The organism is Rhizobium leguminosarum (assembly GCF_002953715.1).
GTDB lineage: Bacteria > Pseudomonadota > Alphaproteobacteria > Rhizobiales > Rhizobiaceae > Rhizobium > Rhizobium leguminosarum_V.
This window is the reverse complement of sequence record NZ_CP025012.1, coordinates 4,754,668-4,773,681: the sequence shown is the minus strand read 5'-3', so window position 1 is coordinate 4,773,681 and position 19,014 is coordinate 4,754,668. Positions and strand designations below refer to the sequence as shown.

Genomic DNA, 19,014 nt, shown 5'->3' with positions numbered 1-19,014 from the left:
CTATCAGGCCCGTGATGCTCCCAGTTCTTTCTCAAGGATCAGAATATTTTGAGATCTATCGCGTAAACGTCTGACGGGGATACCAGCGTATACTCCCCATGCAGGGAGAGACTTATTTACGAGGGATAGGCTACCTACAGAACTTCCCTCCTCAATTGTTACCTTAGGCAAAACGACCGAGTTGGAGCCGATAATCACATGTTTGCGGAGGACGACTTTCCCAGCAGGGCCGCCAATAAGATGGCGCGGCAGAGTAGGGTTGGTCATCTTTTCACCCGTGTAGTCATCGCTTGAGGTGTAGATTTTGACACCTGGTGCCAAACCCGAAAAGTCCTCCATGACGAAGCCGTCACTCCCAGATATATAACACTGTGACGCGATGTGCACATTACATCCAATCTCAACGTGTTCCCTACTTGCCACAATGATGGTGAAATCATCGATCCGCGCGTCATCCATGATGGAGATATTCTCCACGAAAAAAAGTCCGGCGGTTCTTTTAATCTTTACGTTCGCCCCAAGATGCCGGAACGGCAGGGATCTCAGTTCAGTCTCGTCGTAAAATGTCGAGCCTAAATGCATCCGATACCTCGATACTCCGTCGGCCCCAAAGAACATCGACTAATCGACGAGAATTTTTGATTTGATCGCATCAATGGCATGCTTAGGACCGCACACATCGAAGATAGCCGCCCGGAGAACTGGAGAGAACGAGCTTTCCATTGATGATGGTATCCAACTCGAAACGATCCGTTTCCTGCAAGTAATCATTGAGGGCAACCAAGGGCTCATCACCAGGCAAGAGAACCTTGGAGCGTTTGGTCGGAACCTGGGAAGGTTCGTAATGGCCAAGGATCGTATCGGCAACGACGAGATACTGGCCGTCCGTCACCAGCGGCGCGTAATTGCGTAATTCATCCAGTACATGCGCCTTGCTATGATCGCTGTCGAGAATGACCATGACCGAGGCCCCTTCGGGGATAGACGCCTTGACCTTCGCCATGGTTTCGGCGGAGGTGGATGGCCCTTCGATCAGTTCGACGCGATGCGCCATTGGATGGGATTCGATCGCCTGACGGTTATGGGCGCGAATGTCGATATCTACGCCTACCACCTTGCCCTTGCCAATCAGTTGTAGCATGGCAGCCTGGAAGATCATCGATCCGCCACGCGCCACGCCCGTCTCAACGATCACGTCTGGCTTGGTGGCCCAGATAACTTCCTGGGTGGCCATCACATCGGCGGGCATTTGAATGATTGGCATGCCCATCCAAGACCACAGATAGGAATAGTCGTATTTGTCCAGGCTCACCAGAGTGTCGAGCGTCTGACGGAAGACATCCGTGTCACGACCTAGCGCGAGGCTCATTTCGCGCTTGTTGGCCTCGAACTCCTGCCTATCATCTTTGATGGTCATGAACCTTACAAACCTTCCTACCTGAACATGTGGCGCATTTGCGGCGCACGTCCTTGCGAAGCGCAAGCTGGCACAAATGTCTCATTTTCCATCTTTCATCGGAACCTTATGTGAGGCTGGAGCGATCACGCTCAACAGCGACCGGGAATATTTCGTAGCACTCGGGCTACCTGCCCAATCTCGTGTTCCACGAGCACGATCTCGTCCGGCACATCATCATGTGAGCCTCGCGCCAGTTTCAAAAACTAGCGTCGTGGCGGGCGCCTGCGTCTTGATTTCAATTCAACAGAAATTAGCGGCATGACAAACAGGATCTTCTACACCAAGCCTTCCATCACCCAGCTTGAAACCGATTATGCCACGGATGCGGCAGCGACCGGCTGGGGCGCACACTGCTACGACTACATCAACCGCTTCGAACGCGACTTCAAGACTTATCTCGGCAGCGGCTTCGCCATCGCTACATCGAGCTGCACCGGCGCCATGCAGATGGGCCTGGCCGCGCTCGGCGTCGGCGAAGGCGACGAAGTGATCCTCGCTGACACCAACTGGGTCGCCACCGTCTCGCCGATCGTCCATCTCGGCGCCAAGCCGGTTTTCGTCGACGTGCTGCCGGATTCCTGGTGCATCGATCCGGGCGAGGTCGAGCGCCATATCACGCCGAAGACGAAGGCCATCATCGCCACGCATCTCTACGGTAATCTCTGCGACATGGACGCACTGCTGGAGATCGGCAAGCGGACGGGCATTCCGGTGATCGAAGATGCGGCCGAAGCGGTCGGCTCCGTCTGGAATGGCCGCCGCGCCGGCTCGATGGGCGCCTTCGGCACCTTCTCATTCCACGGCACAAAGACATTGACGACGGGCGAAGGCGGCATGTTCGTCACCAACGACGCCGCGCTTTACGAACGGGTGCTGACGCTCAGCAACCACGGCCGGGCTCGCGGCCAAACCAAGCAGTTCTGGCCCGACGAGATCGGCTTCAAGTACAAGATGTCCAACATCCAGGCGGCCATCGGCTGCGCACAGCTCGAACGCATCGAAGAGCTCGTCGCCCGCAAGCGGGAGATCCTCGCGGCCTATATGGTCCGGCTTTCCGCCCTGCCCGGCATCTCGATGAACCCGGAATATAGCGGCACGATCAACGGTGCGTGGATGCCGACCGCAGTCTTCCATCCGTCGACGGGTACCACCCGCGAGATGATGCAGCAGGCCTTCGAGGCCGCCAATATCGACGCGCGCGTCTTCTTCTATCCCCTCTCCAGCCTCTCCATGTTCGAGGATCGGCCCGAGAACGTGAACGCCTGGAGCATTCCGGGCCGCGCGATCAACCTACCCAGCTATCACGACATGAGCGAAGCCGATATCGACCGGGTAGCGGCAACGCTGCTCGATGTGGCGGCCGGGCGGATCTATCACAACAGCACAGCATTGCGGCAGTCGGTCTAAGACAGCCCTACAGCGAAGGACAAAGAACAGTCATGACCACGAAGGACGATCGTCTCGAATTCGAAGCCCACAAGCGGGAAATGTCGCTTGCGCTCGGCAAGGATGAGGCAAGTTTCCAACAATCGCTGAATACGTTGATCGGGCTCGACAAGTTCGACTATTCCTATCTCTGGTCATGGATGGGCGTGCCGATCATCCAGCTTCCGGTCGATATCCTGGCGACCCAGGAAGTCATCTGGGCGACCAAGCCCGATGTCATCATCGAAACCGGCATCGCGCGCGGCGGCTCGCTGATCTTCATGGCGTCGATCCTCGCCGCCATGGGCAACGACGCGGCCAAGGTTGTCGGCGTCGACATCGACATCCGCGCCCATAATCGCGAGTCGATCGAATCCCATCCGATGTCGAGCCGGATCAAGATGATCCAGGGCGGTTCCGTCGACGACGACGTGATTGCCGCCGTGAAGGCCGAGATCCCGCCGGGCGCCCGGGTGATGGTAGTGCTCGACAGCGACCATTCCTACGAGCATGTTCTGGCGGAATGCCGCGCCTACGGCCCGCTGGTAACGGAAGGCTGCTACCTCGTCGTCGCCGACACGTTCATCGGCCACCTGTCCGAGGAACAGGCCTTCACAAAACGCTCCAAGGTCTGGCTGCGCGGCAATGAGCCGCTGAAGGCCGTCACCGATTATCTGGCGGAAACCGACCGCTTCGAAGTCGATCCGGTTCTGAACGGCAAGCTCGTGCTGTCCTCTTCGCCGGGCGGCTACTGTGTCTGCCGCAAGGCGTGAGCGGACAATCAGGGATCGTCGTTCATGGCGCAGGTCGATATCGTCAGTCTCAGGGACAATGCGGATCCGGCCAGACGGCTCCGACTTCCGACCAGGGACGATAGCGGCAAGCATGTGGACGATCTGCAATGCATCGACAGGTCGATGCTTGCCGATCCCGGCCTGATCGACGACCTGACGACGTGGCGCAACCAGTCGATGCCGTTTTTCCTCACCCAGTTCAGCGGCACCGAGGACCGCACGCGACGGTGGCTCGAAACCATCTCGCTGCCCGCCGCCGACCGCATCCAATTCGTCATTTGCGATCCCGGCGGAAACCGGTTCGGCAATTTCGGCGTCTGCAACATCCGGCCCGGCTCGGCCGAATTCGACAACGTCATCCGCGGCCGGGCGAGCGGTATCGGCAACCTCATGTTCCATTGCGGCATGACAATGCTGGAGTGGATGTTTTCCGGGCTTGGGATCAACCGGCCGCGATGCACGTCTTCTCTCACGATGAAAAGGCGATCGGCCATACAAGCGGCTGGGCTTTGCGGCGGCCGAAAGCCTGCCGCTGCGGCGCGCCGAGGAAGAGGCATGGTCGAACATTCGGTCGTCGATCGACCGGAGGCAAATGCCGGCTTCGACTATCTGAGGACGGAGCATCCGGTCGAACGTTTCCGGCAGGCGTATCCGGCGGCTTTGCCGGCCGGCTGAAGCGCCTAACGTACCGGCTGATAATGGCCGCGCAGCGGAACCTTGTCGTCCATCGAGATGAAGCCGTCGCGTTCGCAGACATACATCAGCGTCGGCATGCCGCCGGAGCGGAAGATCTCGTCATAACGGCGGCGGATCTGCACGGTTTCGGTGCGGCAATTGTAGGATTCCTCCTCTTTCTTGTCCGGCTGCGCCTTGACGCCGGGAAGACCCTTATAGGGATAGAGGGGTTGAACGCCCGAATCGACCGATTTCGTCCAGTCGACGGCAAAGGCGGACGCCGGTGCGAGGCTCGAGACGGCAACGATCGATATCAGAAGCATCATCAACAGCCGCATGGGAACTCTCCTGCCGGCGATAGGCCGCTCTTCCGACGTAGGAAAACCGACGACCGTCATCAAGCCGCCGCAGCGGGGGACTTCCTGAAATAACTTCTGATGACGGGATGGCCGAAGAGACCGGCAAGGATCGCGAAACCGGCGCCGACGACGAAACCGGCGAGAAAACCGCCGATGACGCCGGCAACCAATAGAATCGTCTTTCCGGGACCGTCTCCCTTGACCGGCGGCTCGGCCGGCGAAATGACGCGAATGTTACTCTGGTTGAAGTTCTGCTCCTCGCTCGTCTGGCTGGAGCGTTTCAGCACCGTCTCGTAAATATCGCGCGCCGCCGTCGCCTTGCGCTGCAATTCGTTCAATTCCACCTGCTTGTCCGAGGTACTCGCCTGCAACGCCTTCTGCACGGCAAGTTCCTTGGCGATGCTGTCCTCGGCGGCCTTTGCCTGCTCGTATTCGCCCCTTGCCGAGGTGGCGAGACGCTGCAATTCGCCCCTGATTTCGCCGCCAATGCTCTGCAGCGAGGAGCGGGCTGCCTGCAGGCGCGGATGACGCGTGCCCATCTGGCTTTCGAGGCTGCCGACGGCGGCGGCCTGGGTGGCATATTGCTGACGCAGACTGACGAGCGGCGAGGTGACGCCGCCTTCCGCCTGGTTGCCGGCGACGATGTCCTCGACGCGGAGATTGGCGACGGCATCGGCGCGCGCCTTCGCCTGGATGGTCTTTTCCTGTGCCGTCACCAGCATCGTGTTCAGCGACACGAGTCGCTGGTCGGAAATCAGGTTGCCCTCGGTCGCGGCCATGTCGTTGTCGGCGCGGAAGGTTTCGACAGCCTGCTCGGCCTCCAGCACCTTCTGGCGCAGGTCGTTGAGGCGTCCGTCGAGCGTTGAGGAGGTATTTTCGTAGATGCCGCTCGAAGCGCTGTTCTCCTCCTCGGTGAAGGAGGTAACGACCTGGTTGGCAAGCCTTGCGGATTTTTCGGGATCGTTGGTCGTGGCGGCAAGCGAGACGACATAGGTGCTGGCCTCACGGGTGATGACCAGCGCCTTCTGCAGAGTGCCGATCACGGCGGCGCCATCCGTGCGGCCGCCGGTGAATTCGGGATCCTGGTCGAGCTTCATGGCTTCGGCGACGCGCCGCAGCACATTGCCCGAGGTCAGGATCTGCACCTGGCTATCGATCAGCGCCGAGATCATTTCCGGCGAAGGACCCGAAGATTGCGCGCCGGCATCGGCAAGGCCGATCTGGCGCGGGTCGAAATAGAGGCTGCTGACGGCGGTGAATTTCTGGGCGATGCGCGGCGCCACCGCCCCGCCAGCGAGGGCGCCGAGAAGCGCCAGGCCCAGCACAATCAGCCGTCGGCTCCAGATCGCGGCGATACTCGAGCGGAGGTCGAGAAGCGGTGCGGCAGGCGCGGACGCTGTGTTCGGCGGCGCCTCGACGACAGGTTGTTTTGGAAGCGGAGGCGAAGGTGCCGGACGCTCATATTGGCGGGTTTCCGCAATACTTGCCGGCGGCACGAAAGGGGGCGAAGCGGGTTCGGGCGACGGCTGGACGAAATCATCCGGGCGGATGACGGGACTGCGCATGCGCACGCCTTCCGGCGCAGTCTGAGATGGCTCAAAACTGCGCCAGCCAGGGAGCCGGCTTACCCTGTTCCTGTCATACTGGTTCATACGCGCACTCGTGTCCCGCCCAGCGTGAAAGACTGAAGCCGAGGTGCTGATACTTTAGAAATTCTTAGCTAACGGACCGTTAAAATAACTTCAGCGACGCCGATGTTGCGATTGCCGCGATAGCGAGGATGGCCATGAGGACGACACGACATCTGACAGCGCTGCTGCTTGCGGCCGCTCTGATCCCGTCGCCGGCCCTTGCGGCTGAGGCCCCTTGCTATCGCGGCGTCAATTTGTCCGGCGGCGAATATGGCGAGCGCGGCGGCACCTATGGCACCAACTACACCTATCCCGGCGAAGACACGATCAGCTATTTCGCCGAAAAGGGCATGACGATCGTCCGGCTGCCCTTCCGCTGGGAGCGGCTGCAGCCCGCACTCGGCGGGCGGCTCGACGAGGATGAGCTCAAGCGGCTCAAGGATACCATTGGCCTGATCCGCAAACACGGCATGGCGGTTCTGCTCGACCCGCATAATTTCGGCTACTACGACAAGACCCAGGTCGGCACGGCGCCGGCAACAGATGCCGCCTTCGGTGATTTCTGGGCAAGGCTGGCCGTCGAATTCGCCAATCAGGACGGCGTTCTCTTCGGCCTGATGAACGAACCGCACGACATCAAGGCGACCGACTGGCTGGATGCCGCCAATGCAGCGATCCGCAGCATCCGCGCCGTCGGCGCGCGCAACCTCATCCTCGTGCCGGGCACCGCGTGGAGCGGCGCGGCCAGCTGGGAAAAGGATGTGATCGGCGGCGCCAACGGCACGGTGATGCTCGGTGTGCGAGATCCGCTCGATTTCTACGCTTATGAGGTTCACCAGTATCTCGACGCCGATTCCTCCGGCACCCATCCGACCTGCGAAGGCTCGACTGCTGCGGTCGAGGCGATCGCCGGGGTCACTGCCTGGCTGAAGCGGAACCACAAACGCGGCTTTCTCGGCGAATTCGGCGCCTCCGCCGACAAGGACTGCATGAGCGGGTTGACCGAAATCTACGCCACCATGTCTGGTAATAGCGACGTCTGGCTCGGCTGGTCCTACTGGGCGGCCGGCGAATGGTGGCCGGCGGACGAGCCCTTCAACGTCCAGCCGCGCAAAGGCCCCGAGCGGCCGCAGATGCGGCTTCTTGCCGAGGCGGCAAAAGCCGATGCCGGCACTTGCTCCGCCGTCAAGCCTGCGAGGAAATGAGCATGGCAGTCGTCGATCACAGGACAGCAACATTCACGGCAGCGGGCAACCGGCTCGATGCTGCCCGCGAGACATCACGCACCGATCATACGGTGCTCTGGCTCGGCCTGCTCTCCGTGCTCTATAACGGCATTCTGGCCTTCATCAACCACAACATCGTGCCGCTTTCGATGACGCATGTCGCCGCCAGCGAAGGCCTGATCATGGCGAGCGCCATCATCTACATCCTGCACAAGGGGATCTACGAGACTGACCTGCCGGCCTTTCTGTTCCTGCTGTTCACGCTCATCGTGACCATCTATGTCAGCGTGCTCAACCGCATGCTGTTCATCGATCATTTCCGCAATGTGCTGATCATCTTCTGCTTTACCGGGCTCGGCGGCTGGAGCAACGAGAAAACGATGAAACTCGCCTTTCGCTGGGCAAGTCTTGCCGTCATGATCTTCCTGATCTTCGAGATCATCAGCGTGCCGTTCTATGTCAGCATCGTCCACCCGTCCGATTATTTCGCCAATACGCGCGGGCTGCTGCCGCTGAGCTACAACACAACCGGCCTCTTTCAGAACGCGCTCGGCTTTCCCGAGCGCTTCTCCTTCGGCATCATCGACCATCGTTCTTCGTCGATCTTCCTCGAACAGGTGTCGCTGGCCAATTTCTGCGGCGTGATCGCGGTCTACCTGATTTCGATGTGGGAGAGGCTCGGCCGCTGGGACCGGCTGCTGATGATCGGCACGGCCGTGCTGATCCTGGTGACGAACGACACGCGCACGATGCTGATCTTCTGCTTTGCCTGCATCGTCGGCTATTTCGTCTTTCCGAAGATCCCGAAGAATTTCAATCTGGCGCTGATGCCGCTGATCGTCGCTGCCGGCTTCCTCGTCTACGTGATGAAACCCAATGCGACGGGCGACAATTTCACCGGCCGCATCAACTTGACGATGAAGAAGATCATGGAGCTCGATCCGCTTGCCATCCTTGGACTTTCGGTCGACCGGGTCGCCGAATTCGCCGACAGCGGCTATGTCTACCTGATCTACGCGGCGACGATCTTCGGCGTCATCGCCTTATGGCTGTTCGTCTGCCTCTTTCCCGCCGGGCGCACGGCGGCACAGCGGCGCTGCGCCCATTCACTTTCTCTTTTCATTTTTCTGAATATGATGATCGGGGGAACCGCGGTCTTCTCGATGAAGATCGCCGGTCTCCTATGGTTCGTCGTCGGATATATGCGCTTCCACGACAGCCCGCGCATCCGGCAGGGTCGTCCGGCAGATCTATTGAATTGACCGCAGCGGCGCCTGTCCGCGCGAGCCCTAGAACAGGATGATTTTAGGCCGGATCGGCCTAAAATCTGAATCCTGTTCTAAATCAAAGAAAAGAGCATGATGTCGTCCGAAAACCGCCCACACTTTTCGGCATCATGCTCTAGGGAGCAAGACGCTCGATGCTTGTCCAGCTTCAATATCTGCGCGCCATCGCGGCGCTGATGGTCGTCTATTTCCACGCAATATTGCAGCTCGCCAAGGTCAATCCCGCAGTCGACGCCACCGCCTTCATCTATGGCGAAACCGGCGTCGACATCTTCTTCGTCCTCAGCGGTTTCGTGATGTGGCTGACGACGAGCGGACGCGCGATGAGCCCGGTCGATTTCGCCCGCCGGCGCATCAAAAGGATCGTGCCGCTCTACTGGCTGGCGACGCTGTTTTCGGCGACTGTGGCGCTGGTGGCCCCGTCATTGCTGAAATCGACGGTGTTCGACCTGCCGCATCTCATCGCCTCGCTGTTCTTCCTGCCATGGGCCAATCCCGCCGATCCCAGCACGATCACACCGGTGGTCGTTCCGGGCTGGACGCTGAATTACGAAATGTTTTTCTACTTCGTCTTCGCGCTCCTGCTGCCGCTACAGGAAGTTCGCCGCATCCCGGCGATGTTTGCCGTCTTTGCCGTCATCCTAATCGCCTGCCGGCTGCTGCCGGAAACGACTGTGACCCGGTTCTACCGCGAGCCGATCATGCTGGAGTTTCTCGCCGGTGTCGTGCTCGGCTGGCTCTACGGACAGAAGGTCCTGCTGCCGAACCGCTGGGCTTGGGCGGCCCTTGCCATGGGCTTCGCCTTTCTCTTCATCAACGAGGCGCTGATGCCGCCGGAAAGCCGGTTCTATGCCTGGGGAATCCCGGCGATCTTCATCGTCTACGGCGCGATCTCCATCGACTTTTCCAGACTGCCGGTTGTGGGATGGCTGAATTATCTCGGCGACTGCTCCTACAGCATCTATATCACCCACGCCTTCACCCTGGCTTTTCTCAGGGTCGCCGCCGATCGCCTGCCGATCGGCATCCTGCAGCAACCGGTGCTCTTCGTCATCCTCTCGCTGGTGCTCTCGTCGATCGGCGGTGCGATCATCCATGAGATCACCTCGCCGCGCCGGAAGGTCGCAGTGGCGAGCCGCCCGCCGGCCTAAAGCGCGTCGAAGGCGAGAATACGCATCCAAGCGGCGCTGACGGTACAGTTTTTCGCGCAACTTCTCCTAAGCTTCAGACTTGGCAATGAGAGAACTTGCAGAAGTGTGATGGTTTCTCTTGCAATTTGTCGCATGAATGAAAGCACGACGGCCTATTCGCGGCCCGGGCTTTGTTTTAAGCACGGCGGCGGCCTTGGAGAGGGAAGAGGGTAAGACATGACAAGTTACGTATTGACGGTATCCTGCAAATCGACGCGCGGCATCGTCGCGGCGATTTCGAGCTATCTGGCCGACAAGGGCTGCAACATCGTCGACAGCTCGCAGTTCGACGATCTGGATACCGGCAAGTTCTTCACGCGGGTGAGCTTCATCTCCGAGGAAGGCGTGCCGCTTGCCGAACTCAAGGAAGGCTTCGAGCCGATCTCCAAGCGGTTCGCCATGGATGCCGAAATCCATGACGGCAACGCCCGCATGAAGGTGCTGCTGATGGTGTCGCGCTTCGGCCATTGCCTCAACGACCTGCTTTATCGCTGGAAGATCGGCGCGCTGCCGATCGATATCGTCGGCGTCGTCTCCAACCATTTCGACTACCAGAAGGTCGTGGTCAACCACGACATCCCCTTCCACCACATCAAGGTGACGAAGGAGAACAAGCTTCAGGCCGAAGGCCAGATCATGGATATCGTCGAACAGACCGGCACTGAGCTGATTGTGCTCGCCCGTTACATGCAGGTGCTTTCGGATGCGATGTGCCAGAAAATGTCCGGCCGGATCATCAACATCCATCATTCCTTCCTGCCGAGCTTCAAGGGCGCCAATCCTTACAAGCAGGCCTACGGCCGAGGCGTGAAGCTGATCGGGGCGACGGCGCATTACGTCACCGCCGATCTCGACGAAGGCCCGATCATCGAGCAGGACACGGCGCGGATCACCCATGCGCAGTCGCCCGACGACTACGTCTCGATCGGCCGCGACGTCGAAAGCCAGGTGCTGGCGCGTGCCATCCATGCCCATATCCACCACCGCACCTTCCTGAACGGCAACCGCACCGTGGTCTTTCCGGCAAGCCCCGGCGGCTACGCCTCCGAACGCATGGGTTGAGCGCCGCCCAGACCCTGCATCTCTTTTGCTGGTGAATGACAATCTCCCGTTGCCTGCCGGCGGCAAGTACTTGATTATCTCGTTCAATAGGTAATCGAATCATGCTGCGGGGAGGGGTGTCATGACCGACGAGGCGCTTGTTGATCGCATGGCGCTGCCGCGTCCCGACGTCACCGCTAGCGACGCGGAAGAGATCCTCCTTGCTCATTACAGCCTCTCCGGCACGCTTACCGAACTCGGCAGCCAGCAGGATCGAAACTATCGCGTCGATAACGATCGTGGCCGCTACGTCCTGAAGATCTGCCATGCCGCCTACGAGATCCGCGAGCTCGAAGCGCAGAATGCGGCGATCCGTCACCTCAAAAGCCGGCAGGATGCGCCGCGCGTTCCGAAGGTGATCCCCACCAATGAAGGGCGGGAGATCGTCGTCCTGACCGTGCGCGGGCGGGGCTATCAGGTCCGGCTGCTGGAATATCTGGAAGGCCAGGGACTGACGGAGCTGACCTATCTGGCGCCGGCTTCCGTGGCGGCGCTGGGCGCGCTCTGCGCCAGGCTGGCGCTGGCGCTTGCCGATTTCAACCATCCCGGTCTCGACCGCAGCCTGCAATGGGATCTCAGGCGCGCCGGGCCGGTCGCGGTGCAGCTGCTGTCTGCGATCACCGACAGTGCGGCGCGAGACCGGATCGCCAAGACCATGGTCATGGCCATTCGCCGCATCCAGCCGTTGGCGCCATCGCTTCGGCTGCAGGCCGTGCATCATGACGTCACCGGCGACAATGTCGTCGGCCACCGCGACGCCCGTGGCCATACGATCCCCGACGGGGTGATCGATTTCGGCGACATCATCCGCGGCTGGCTGGTCGGCGACCTCGCCGTCACATGCGCTTCGCTGCTGCATCAGGCGGATGGCGACCCTTTTCATATCCTGCCAGCCGTCACCGCCTATCAGGCGATCTATCCACTGACCGGGGAGGAGCTGAAGGCGCTCTGGCCGTTGACCGTCGCGCGCGCGGTCATTCTCGTTGCCAGCAGCGAGCAGCAGATTTCGGTCGATCCCGATAATGACTATGTCCGCGGCAATCTCGAGCACGAGCGGGCGATCTTCGATACGGCCATGTCCGTTCCCTTCGAACTCATGGAAGCCGCGATCCTCAAGGCGGCCGGCGCAAATGTCGCCGCCCCGGAAGCATCGGGATGGCTGCCGTTGCTGCCCGACATCGAACCCGCCGGGATCGCCTATGTCGACCTTGGGGTGCGGAGCCCGCATTTTTCTGCCGGCAACTGGCTGAATACCGACATGGACTGGCGGCTGCTTGCCCGCGTGGCAACCGAAAACGGCATCGCAGCGACGCGCTATGGCGAATATCGGCTTTCCCGCGCGAGCTTGGGAAATGCGACGGGACAGGCGACCTGCGCCCTGCATATCGACATATGTCTCGCGGCAGGCAACACGATTGCTGCACCCTTTGGAGGCCGCATCGGCTGGAAGGACCAACATCTGACGCTTGCCAGCGACAGCATGACCCTGCATCTCGATGGGCTCGATCTCTCGGTCGAGGATGGAGCCGAGGTGGCCGCCGGCGATCCGCTCGGCACGGTTTTCGGAGAGGCTGCGTCGCTTGGCGGGCTGCGCGTCCAGCTTTGCAGCGTCGCAGGTCTCGAACCGCCGCTTTTTGCCACGCCGCGCGCGGCCGCGGCCTGGTCGGCGCTCTGCCCCTCACCCTCGCTCCTTCTCAGCCCGGAAGCCGATGCACCGAAATCTGATACCGCCGAACTGCTTGCCAGGCGGCGGGCGCATCTCGCAAGGCCGCAGAAGAACTATTACGCGGCGGCGCCGCAGATCGAGCGCGGCTGGCGAGAGCATCTGTTCGATGTCGAGGGCCGCGCCTATCTCGACATGGTCAACAACGTCACCATTCTCGGCCATGGCCATCCCAGGTTCGCGGCGGCTATCCACGCCCAATGGCTGCGGCTCAACACGAATTCGCGCTTCCACTATGCGGCGATCACGGAATTTTCCGAACGCCTCGCCGCCCTGTCGCCGGACGGGCTCGACGCTGTCTTCCTGGTCAACAGCGGCTCGGAGGCGAACGATCTGGCGCTTCGGCTGGCGCAAGCCCATAGCGGCGCGCGCAACATGCTCTGCCTGCTCGAAGCCTATCATGGCTGGTCAGCGGCGAGCGACGCCGTCTCCACCTCGATCGCCGACAATCCGCAGGCACCGACCACCCGGCCGGACTGGGTGCATACCGTCGTTTCGCCGAACACCTATCGCGGCGATTTCCGTGGTCCTGATACGGCAGCGGATTATCTCGGCATGGCGACGCCGGTGCTGGAGGCAATTGATGCCGCGGGCGAAGGCCTTGCGGGCTTCATCGCCGAATCGGTCTACGGCAATGCCGGCGGCATACCATTGCCGGAAGGCTATCTCAAAGAGCTCTATGCGCAGGTACGCGCTCGCGGCGGCCTCTGCATCGCCGACGAAGTGCAGGTCGGCTATGCCAGGCTCGGGCATTATTTCTGGGGCTTCGAGCAGCAGGGCGTCGTGCCTGATATCATCACCGTTGCCAAGGGCATGGGCAACGGCCATCCGCTCGGCGCCGTCATCACCACGCGGGAGATTGCGCAATCGCTGGAGAAGGAGGGCACTTTCTTTTCCTCCACCGGCGGCAGCCCCGTCAGTTGCATCGCCGGCATGACGGTGCTCGACATCATGGCCGAGGAAAAGCTGCAGGAAAATGCCCGGACGGTCGGCGATCATTTGAAGGCGCGGCTCGCCGCGCTGATCGACCGCCATCCGATTGCGGGCGCCGTGCACGGCATAGGCCTCTATCTCGGCCTCGAATTCGTCCGCGACAGAACGACGCTGGAGCCGGCGACGGAAGAGACGGCTGCAATCTGCGACCGGCTTCTCGAACTCGGCGTCATCATGCAGCCGACCGGCGATCACCAAAATGTGCTGAAGATCAAACCGCCGCTCTGCCTCAGCATCGACAGCGCCGATTTTTTCGCGGACATGCTGGAGAAGGTGCTCGAAGAAGGCTGGTGACACGGGGCTTCCAGCATTAACCAAATCGGTCATTTCGAGGCATGTCGATTTTTAATGAAACGGGCCATTGCCTGATACAGCAAGGCTTCCTATGTCTGCCGCTGTGATCGATCGAACTTCCGATTCTGTCATGCGAATTTAACGAAGGACTGATATGTTTCTTTCTGCAAGTTCGGGCCACGACGGAATGAATTTTTTCGGATCGTCGATATTTTGACATGTTTCGGAATATGTTTCCGACAGGCTATCGGGTAATCTCTACCAAGATAGTAGATTATTGAAGACAGCCATCACCGGCCCCGGGCTCTACCGGGACCTCTCAAGTGCAACGCCAACACAGGGAACGAGCATGATAGACATCGATATTCTCGCCGATCTCCTTGGGCGATCTGTGCTTGGCAATGACCGTCCGGGCGCCCTCTCCCGCCCGAACTGTCGAATGTGACGTTCGTCCTCCTTTCAACGGTACCAGACAAGTCAATTCGCCATGGCTGCGCATGTCGCGCGGCAGGAGTTCTATCTATGAAGAAGCAAGTTATCGAATATGCAGGCGTTCCCGTTGGGATCGTCATTCCCGATGAAGACCGGCTGAAGTTCATCGCCGTGAAATTTCATGTCCACGACCTCGACGAGCAGCGTTTCGGCTCGCCCGACGAGGTGCGGCTGGCCATCCATGACCTGATGACCCGCCGTCATCCGAAGCCGCTTCATGCCTGAGGGCATGAGGCCGCGATTAGCATTCGCGGCTTTTCCCGATGTCCGACCGGTCCCGCCAAATGGGGCCGGTCTTGTTTTTGAGGGCATTACAGCGCCGCGCGTCTTTATCAGACGCGCAAGGGACGCTGTAACACTTTGAATTGCTGCATAATTTTATCCTTAAATCGATTCCGATTTAAGGAATTATGCAGTACAGTCCTATCGGCCGCCTTTCCGCATAAGGATCCGCCCTTGCCCGATCTTCTGAACCTCATCACCGACATCGAAGGCGTTTCCGTCGGCCATGCAACCGACCTTGCGCTCGGTTCCGGCGTCACGGTCATCGTCTTCGACGAACCGGCCGTCGCATCCGGCACTGTGCTCGGCGGTGCGCCCGGCGGGCGCGACACCGGCCTGCTCGATCCGTCGATGACCGTCAATGCCGTGGATGCCTTCGTGCTCTCCGGCGGCTCGGCTTTCGGTCTGGATGCCGCTGGTGGCGTGCAGGCGGGCCTGCGCGAACTCGGCCGCGGTTTTGCCGTCGGGCCGGTGCGCATTCCGATCGTGCCGCAGGCGATCCTGATGGACCTGCTGAATGGCGGCGACAAGGATTGGGGCCTTCATTCTCCCTATCGGGACATGGGCTATGCGGCGTTGAAGGCGGCTGCGACGGGCTCATTCGCGCTCGGCACGACAGGTGCCGGGACGGGGGCGACGACGGCCACCGCCAAGGGCGGGCTCGGCTCGGCCAGCGCCGTCAGCAGCACCGGGCATCGCGTCGCGGCGATCGTCGCCGTCAATGCGCTGGGCTCCGCAACGATCGGCGACGGGCCGCATTTCTGGGCGGCGCCTTTTGAAAAGGATGCGGAATTCGGTGGGCTCGGCATGCCTGATGTGGCCGACCACCGGATGCGGCTCAAGGGCATGAACACGCCGGCAACGACGATCGGCGCTGTCGTGACCGATGCGCAACTGACGAAGGCCGAGGCGCACCGGCTTTCGCTCGCCGGCCATGACGGCCTTGCCCGAGCACTGCTGCCGGCGCACCTGCCGCTCGACGGCGACACCGTCTTTGCCGCTTCGACGGGCAAGCATCGAAGAGACGACATGGCGAGCCTGATGGAGCTGTGCCACCTCGCGACCATCGTCATGGCGCGGGCGATCGCCCGTGGCGTCTATGCCGCGACCGCCCTTCCGGTCGAGGGCGCGCAAAAAGCCTGGCGCGACTGCTACCCGAATGGTCGTTGATTTGGATCTTTGTTTTTATGCATGTCGTTGTCCCAAAACCGCTGCGCACTTTTGGGCGACATGCATTAGGGTCGGAACCGGAACCCACAACGTGCCGAATGGCGGAGAGACGTGAATGCAGATCCGGGCGCTGATGTATTTCGACGAACTGGTCAGGACCAATTCGATGCGCCAGGCAGCCGAGAACCTCAATGTCGCGCCGACGGCGATCAGCCGGCAGATCGAAAACCTCGAATATCATTTCGGCGCGCCGCTCGTCGAACGCAGCGCTCGCGGCGTCAAGCTGACGGCCGCCGGCGAACTGCTCGCCGCCCGCGCCGGCCGGACGCTGCGCGAACTCGATCACGTCCAGCAGCTGATCGAAGATCTTAAAGGCCTGCAGCGCGGCCGTGTCAGCATCTATGCCAATGGGGCGACCGTCGCCAATCTGCTGGCGCCAGCGCTTGCCGAATTCAGTCTGAAATATCCGAAGCTGCGTTTTACCGTGACGATCACCAGCGCGCGGCAGGCGGTCGACGCGGTCAACAGCGCCGAGGCGGATATTGCGGTGACGCTGTTTGCGCCTCCGATGTCCGGCACCAAGGTGCGGCTGCGCTCCGAGATCGCCTATGATCTCATCGCTACGCCGCAGCATCCGGCGGCCGCACATGCCGAGATCCCGCTGAGGAAGCTTGCAGACTACGCATTGGCGCTGCCGGATCAATCCTTCGGCTTCCGCCAGGCCTTCGACGCGCTGTTCGAGAAAGAGGGGTTGAGCCTCGATCCCGTCTTCGTCACCAGCTCGCTCGAAATGCTGAAGGAACTTGTGCTCAGCGGGGCTGCCGCCACGCTGCTGCCGGCGCTGACTGTCCGCCGCGAGATCGAAGCGGGTCAGCTCCTTGCCATTCCGCTGGCCGGCAAGACCGGCATCCGCACCCATGTCGATCTCTGCGTCGCGCCGGACCGGCAGCTGTCTTTTGCCGCGACGAAACTGCTCGACTTCATCGAGAGGTTCATGCGCGAGCGCACGAACCGCCGGGCCGAGACGAAAGACTGACGCTTCGAGCTTGCATTGCCCGCAGATTTGCGGTGTAGCTTTTTCGGCTACACTGAGCACACAAAATCGTCATTGTGTGTGCACCGGCATAGTGTCACTCTCCTCGCAAAAGGTCTTCGTCATCGACGCGCGGCCAGACAAGGGAACATGATGATCAAGCTTTCGTTTGCGCCTTCAGCGCGTTTCGCCCGGCGGCTTTCGCTCGGTGCCGCGCTCTCGGCCGGCCTGGTGATGACGGCGATGACGCCGGCCGAGGCGGCGAAAACCACGCTCAATCTCGGCATGAGCGTCGAGCCGACCGGTCTCGACCCGACGATCGCGGCACCGGTCGCAATCGGCCAGGTGACCTGGCAGAACGTGTTCGAAGGGCTGGTGACGATCGACCAAGCCGGCAAGATCCAGCCGCAGCTGGCAAAAAGCTGGGAGATCTCTCCCGATGGCCTGACCTATACGTTCAAGCTGCAGACCGGCGTCAAATTCCATGACGGCGAGGCCTTCGATGCCACTGCCGCCAAGTTTTCGCTCGACCGCGCCCGCGGCGCCGATTCGGTCAATCCGCAGAAGCGCTTCTTCGCTTCGATCGCCTCGATCGATACGCGCGATGCCGAAACGCTGGTGCTGCATCTCTCGGCACCGACCGGCAGCCTGATCTACTGGCTCGGCTGGCCAGCCTCGGTGATGGTCGCACCGAAGACGGCTGCCGACGACAAGACGACGCCAGTGGGCACCGGTCCGTTCAAATTCGCCAGCTGGGCGAAGGGCGACAAGGTCGAACTCGCCAGGAATGCCGATTATTGGAACAAGGATGCGGCCGCCAAACTCGACAAGGTGACCTTCCGCTTTATCGCCGATCCGCAGGCGCAGGCGGCAGCGCTGAAATCCGGCGATCTCGATGCCTTTCCGGAATTTGCCGCGCCTGAGCTGATGAGTTCTTTCGACGGCGATGCGAGGCTCGTCACCAGGATCGGCAATACCGAGCTCAAGGTCGTTGCCGGCATGAACAATGCCAAGAAGCCTTTCGACGACAAACGCGTCCGCCAGGCGCTGATGATGGCGATCGACCGCAAGACGGTAATCGACGGCGCATGGTCCGGCCTCGGCACACCGATCGGCAGCCACTACACGCCGAACGATCCGGGCTATCAGGACATGACAGGCGTGCTGCCTTACGACATCGAGAAGGCGAAGGCGCTGCTCGCCGAAGCTGGCTACCCCAACGGTTTCACCTTCACGATCAAATCGCCGCAGATGGCTTATGCGCCGCGCAGCGCTCAGGTGATGCAGGCGATGTTTGCCGAGATCGGCGTGACGATGAATATCGAGCCGACGGAATTTCCGGCGAAATGGGTCCAGGACATCATGAAGGACCGCAACTTCGACATGACGATCGTCGCCCATGCCGAACCGCTCGACATCGACATCTATGCGCGCGATCCCTATTATTTCAATTATAAGAACCCCGCTTTCAACGCGCTGATGAAAAAGGTTCAGGAGACAACCGATCCCGCCGCGCAGAATGCGATCTATGGCGAAGCGCAGAAGATCCTCGCCGAGGACGTGCCGGCGCTCTACCTTTTCGTCATGCCGAAACTCGGCGTCTGGGACAAAAAGCTGAAAGGGCTGTGGGAGAACGAGCCGATCCCTTCGAATGTGCTGTCCGGTGTTTCCTGGGACGAGTGAGGGTGGCGGACCGGGGAAGGACGCGATGAGGTGATGGCCTTGGAGAAATCCGACATGCATTTGTCCGATATGACGCACAGCCCTCTCCCTTCCTCACAAGTCAGTTCAGCTCGGGCCGACATTGTTTGGTTTCGCTGGCGGATGGCATTCCTGGTGCGGGCGCCTGCATCATGAATAGCTCCTTCCGCCCGCCCCACC

Annotated in this window: 16 protein-coding genes; 12 read left to right on the top strand and 4 right to left on the bottom strand. The window is 60.8% G+C overall.

All coding sequences use genetic code 11. The annotated features are described in order from the left end of the window. Positions 1–3: 3 nt before the first annotated feature. Together CUJ84_RS23575 and CUJ84_RS23570 are read right to left on the bottom strand one after the other, a co-directional pair. Positions 4–582, bottom strand: a complete 579-nt coding sequence (locus tag CUJ84_RS23575; protein WP_011650050.1) for an acyltransferase — start codon at positions 580–582, stop codon at positions 4–6. A gap of 82 nt (positions 583–664) precedes the next feature. Then, positions 665–1,417, bottom strand: coding sequence for a cephalosporin hydroxylase family protein (locus CUJ84_RS23570; RefSeq protein ID WP_105007932.1), 753 nt, complete (start codon positions 1,415–1,417; stop codon positions 665–667). A gap of 300 nt (positions 1,418–1,717) precedes the next feature. Here CUJ84_RS23570 and CUJ84_RS23565 point away from each other — a divergent pair, with 300 nt between their 5' ends. Genes CUJ84_RS23565 through CUJ84_RS23555 form a run of 3 tightly spaced genes read left to right on the top strand, consistent with a single transcriptional unit; the run spans position 1,718 to position 4,353 of the window. Next, entirely contained in the window at positions 1,718–2,866 is a 1,149-nt protein-coding gene (locus CUJ84_RS23565) for a DegT/DnrJ/EryC1/StrS family aminotransferase (RefSeq protein ID WP_105007931.1), read from the top strand. Positions 2,867–2,898: 32 nt separating this feature from the next. Beyond that, positions 2,899–3,657, top strand: coding sequence for a cephalosporin hydroxylase family protein (locus tag CUJ84_RS23560; RefSeq protein ID WP_105007930.1), 759 nt, complete (start codon positions 2,899–2,901; stop codon positions 3,655–3,657). Between the two features lie 24 nt (positions 3,658–3,681). Then, positions 3,682–4,353, top strand: coding sequence for an N-acetyltransferase (locus CUJ84_RS23555; protein ID WP_105007929.1), 672 nt, complete (start codon positions 3,682–3,684; stop codon positions 4,351–4,353). 5 nt (positions 4,354–4,358) lie between these two features. On the opposite strand, the gene CUJ84_RS23550 is transcribed toward CUJ84_RS23555, so the two are convergent. Further along, positions 4,359–4,691, bottom strand: coding sequence for a hypothetical protein (locus CUJ84_RS23550; protein ID WP_105007928.1), 333 nt, complete (start codon positions 4,689–4,691; stop codon positions 4,359–4,361). A 59-nt stretch (positions 4,692–4,750) separates the two neighbouring features. Beyond that, the gene (locus tag CUJ84_RS23545; RefSeq protein ID WP_105007927.1) at positions 4,751–6,364 is read right to left on the bottom strand and encodes a GumC family protein; all 1,614 of its coding nucleotides are present in this window, start codon (positions 6,362–6,364) and stop codon (positions 4,751–4,753) included. Positions 6,365–6,498: 134 nt separating this feature from the next. Here CUJ84_RS23545 and CUJ84_RS23540 point away from each other — a divergent pair, with 134 nt between their 5' ends. The 9 genes from CUJ84_RS23540 to CUJ84_RS23500 all read left to right on the top strand — a co-directional run bounded on the left by CUJ84_RS23540 (position 6,499) and on the right by CUJ84_RS23500 (position 18,816). Continuing rightward, complete coding sequence (locus CUJ84_RS23540) at positions 6,499–7,548, top strand: glycoside hydrolase family 5 protein (protein ID WP_105008290.1); 1,050 nt, start codon at positions 6,499–6,501, stop codon at positions 7,546–7,548. A 2-nt stretch (positions 7,549–7,550) separates the two neighbouring features. Next, positions 7,551–8,831: a hypothetical protein gene (locus CUJ84_RS23535; protein ID WP_105007926.1), complete on the top strand. Its 1,281-nt coding sequence runs from the start codon at positions 7,551–7,553 to the stop codon at positions 8,829–8,831. Positions 8,832–8,989: 158 nt separating this feature from the next. Further along, positions 8,990–10,006 (top strand): acyltransferase family protein, encoded by a 1,017-nt coding sequence (locus CUJ84_RS23530; RefSeq protein ID WP_105007925.1) that lies wholly within the window; start codon positions 8,990–8,992, stop codon positions 10,004–10,006. A gap of 216 nt (positions 10,007–10,222) precedes the next feature. After that, positions 10,223–11,107 carry a formyltetrahydrofolate deformylase gene (gene purU / locus CUJ84_RS23525; RefSeq protein ID WP_018244360.1) on the top strand — a complete coding sequence of 295 codons (885 nt, stop codon included), beginning with the start codon at positions 10,223–10,225 and terminating at the stop codon, positions 11,105–11,107. 121 nt (positions 11,108–11,228) lie between these two features. Then, positions 11,229–14,156: an aminotransferase gene (locus tag CUJ84_RS23520; protein WP_105007924.1), complete on the top strand. Its 2,928-nt coding sequence runs from the start codon at positions 11,229–11,231 to the stop codon at positions 14,154–14,156. 522 nt (positions 14,157–14,678) lie between these two features. Further along, on the top strand, positions 14,679–14,873 hold the full coding sequence (locus tag CUJ84_RS23515; protein ID WP_003544544.1) for a hypothetical protein: 195 nt from the start codon (positions 14,679–14,681) through the stop codon (positions 14,871–14,873). Between the two features lie 231 nt (positions 14,874–15,104). Continuing rightward, the gene (locus CUJ84_RS23510) at positions 15,105–16,100 is read left to right on the top strand and encodes a P1 family peptidase (RefSeq protein ID WP_105007923.1); all 996 of its coding nucleotides are present in this window, start codon (positions 15,105–15,107) and stop codon (positions 16,098–16,100) included. A 115-nt stretch (positions 16,101–16,215) separates the two neighbouring features. Then, the gene (locus CUJ84_RS23505) at positions 16,216–17,136 is read left to right on the top strand and encodes a LysR substrate-binding domain-containing protein (protein WP_105007922.1); all 921 of its coding nucleotides are present in this window, start codon (positions 16,216–16,218) and stop codon (positions 17,134–17,136) included. Positions 17,137–17,286: 150 nt separating this feature from the next. Continuing rightward, a complete protein-coding gene (locus CUJ84_RS23500; protein ID WP_199788750.1) occupies positions 17,287–18,816 on the top strand; it encodes an ABC transporter substrate-binding protein in 1,530 nt (509 codons plus the stop codon). The last annotated feature ends 198 nt before the right edge of the window (positions 18,817–19,014 follow it).

Excerpts from the sequence above, each read along its gene's own strand:
- CUJ84_RS23575 (WP_011650050.1), bottom strand. The coding sequence starts at position 582 with ATGCATTTAGGCTCGACATTTTACGACGAGACTGAACTGAGATCCCTG.
- CUJ84_RS23570 (WP_105007932.1), bottom strand. The coding sequence starts at position 1,417 with ATGACCATCAAAGATGATAGGCAGGAGTTCGAGGCCAACAAGCGCGAA.
- CUJ84_RS23565 (WP_105007931.1), top strand. The coding sequence starts at position 1,718 with ATGACAAACAGGATCTTCTACACCAAGCCTTCCATCACCCAGCTTGAA.
- CUJ84_RS23560 (WP_105007930.1), top strand. The coding sequence starts at position 2,899 with ATGACCACGAAGGACGATCGTCTCGAATTCGAAGCCCACAAGCGGGAA.
- CUJ84_RS23555 (WP_105007929.1), top strand. The coding sequence starts at position 3,682 with ATGGCGCAGGTCGATATCGTCAGTCTCAGGGACAATGCGGATCCGGCC.
- CUJ84_RS23550 (WP_105007928.1), bottom strand. The coding sequence starts at position 4,691 with ATGCGGCTGTTGATGATGCTTCTGATATCGATCGTTGCCGTCTCGAGC.
- CUJ84_RS23545 (WP_105007927.1), bottom strand. The coding sequence starts at position 6,364 with ATGAACCAGTATGACAGGAACAGGGTAAGCCGGCTCCCTGGCTGGCGC.
- CUJ84_RS23540 (WP_105008290.1), top strand. The coding sequence starts at position 6,499 with ATGAGGACGACACGACATCTGACAGCGCTGCTGCTTGCGGCCGCTCTG.
- CUJ84_RS23535 (WP_105007926.1), top strand. The coding sequence starts at position 7,551 with ATGGCAGTCGTCGATCACAGGACAGCAACATTCACGGCAGCGGGCAAC.
- CUJ84_RS23530 (WP_105007925.1), top strand. The coding sequence starts at position 8,990 with ATGCTTGTCCAGCTTCAATATCTGCGCGCCATCGCGGCGCTGATGGTC.
- purU (WP_018244360.1), top strand. The coding sequence starts at position 10,223 with ATGACAAGTTACGTATTGACGGTATCCTGCAAATCGACGCGCGGCATC.
- CUJ84_RS23520 (WP_105007924.1), top strand. The coding sequence starts at position 11,229 with ATGACCGACGAGGCGCTTGTTGATCGCATGGCGCTGCCGCGTCCCGAC.
- CUJ84_RS23515 (WP_003544544.1), top strand. The coding sequence starts at position 14,679 with ATGAAGAAGCAAGTTATCGAATATGCAGGCGTTCCCGTTGGGATCGTC.
- CUJ84_RS23505 (WP_105007922.1), top strand. The coding sequence starts at position 16,216 with ATGCAGATCCGGGCGCTGATGTATTTCGACGAACTGGTCAGGACCAAT.
- CUJ84_RS23500 (WP_199788750.1), top strand. The coding sequence starts at position 17,287 with ATGATCAAGCTTTCGTTTGCGCCTTCAGCGCGTTTCGCCCGGCGGCTT.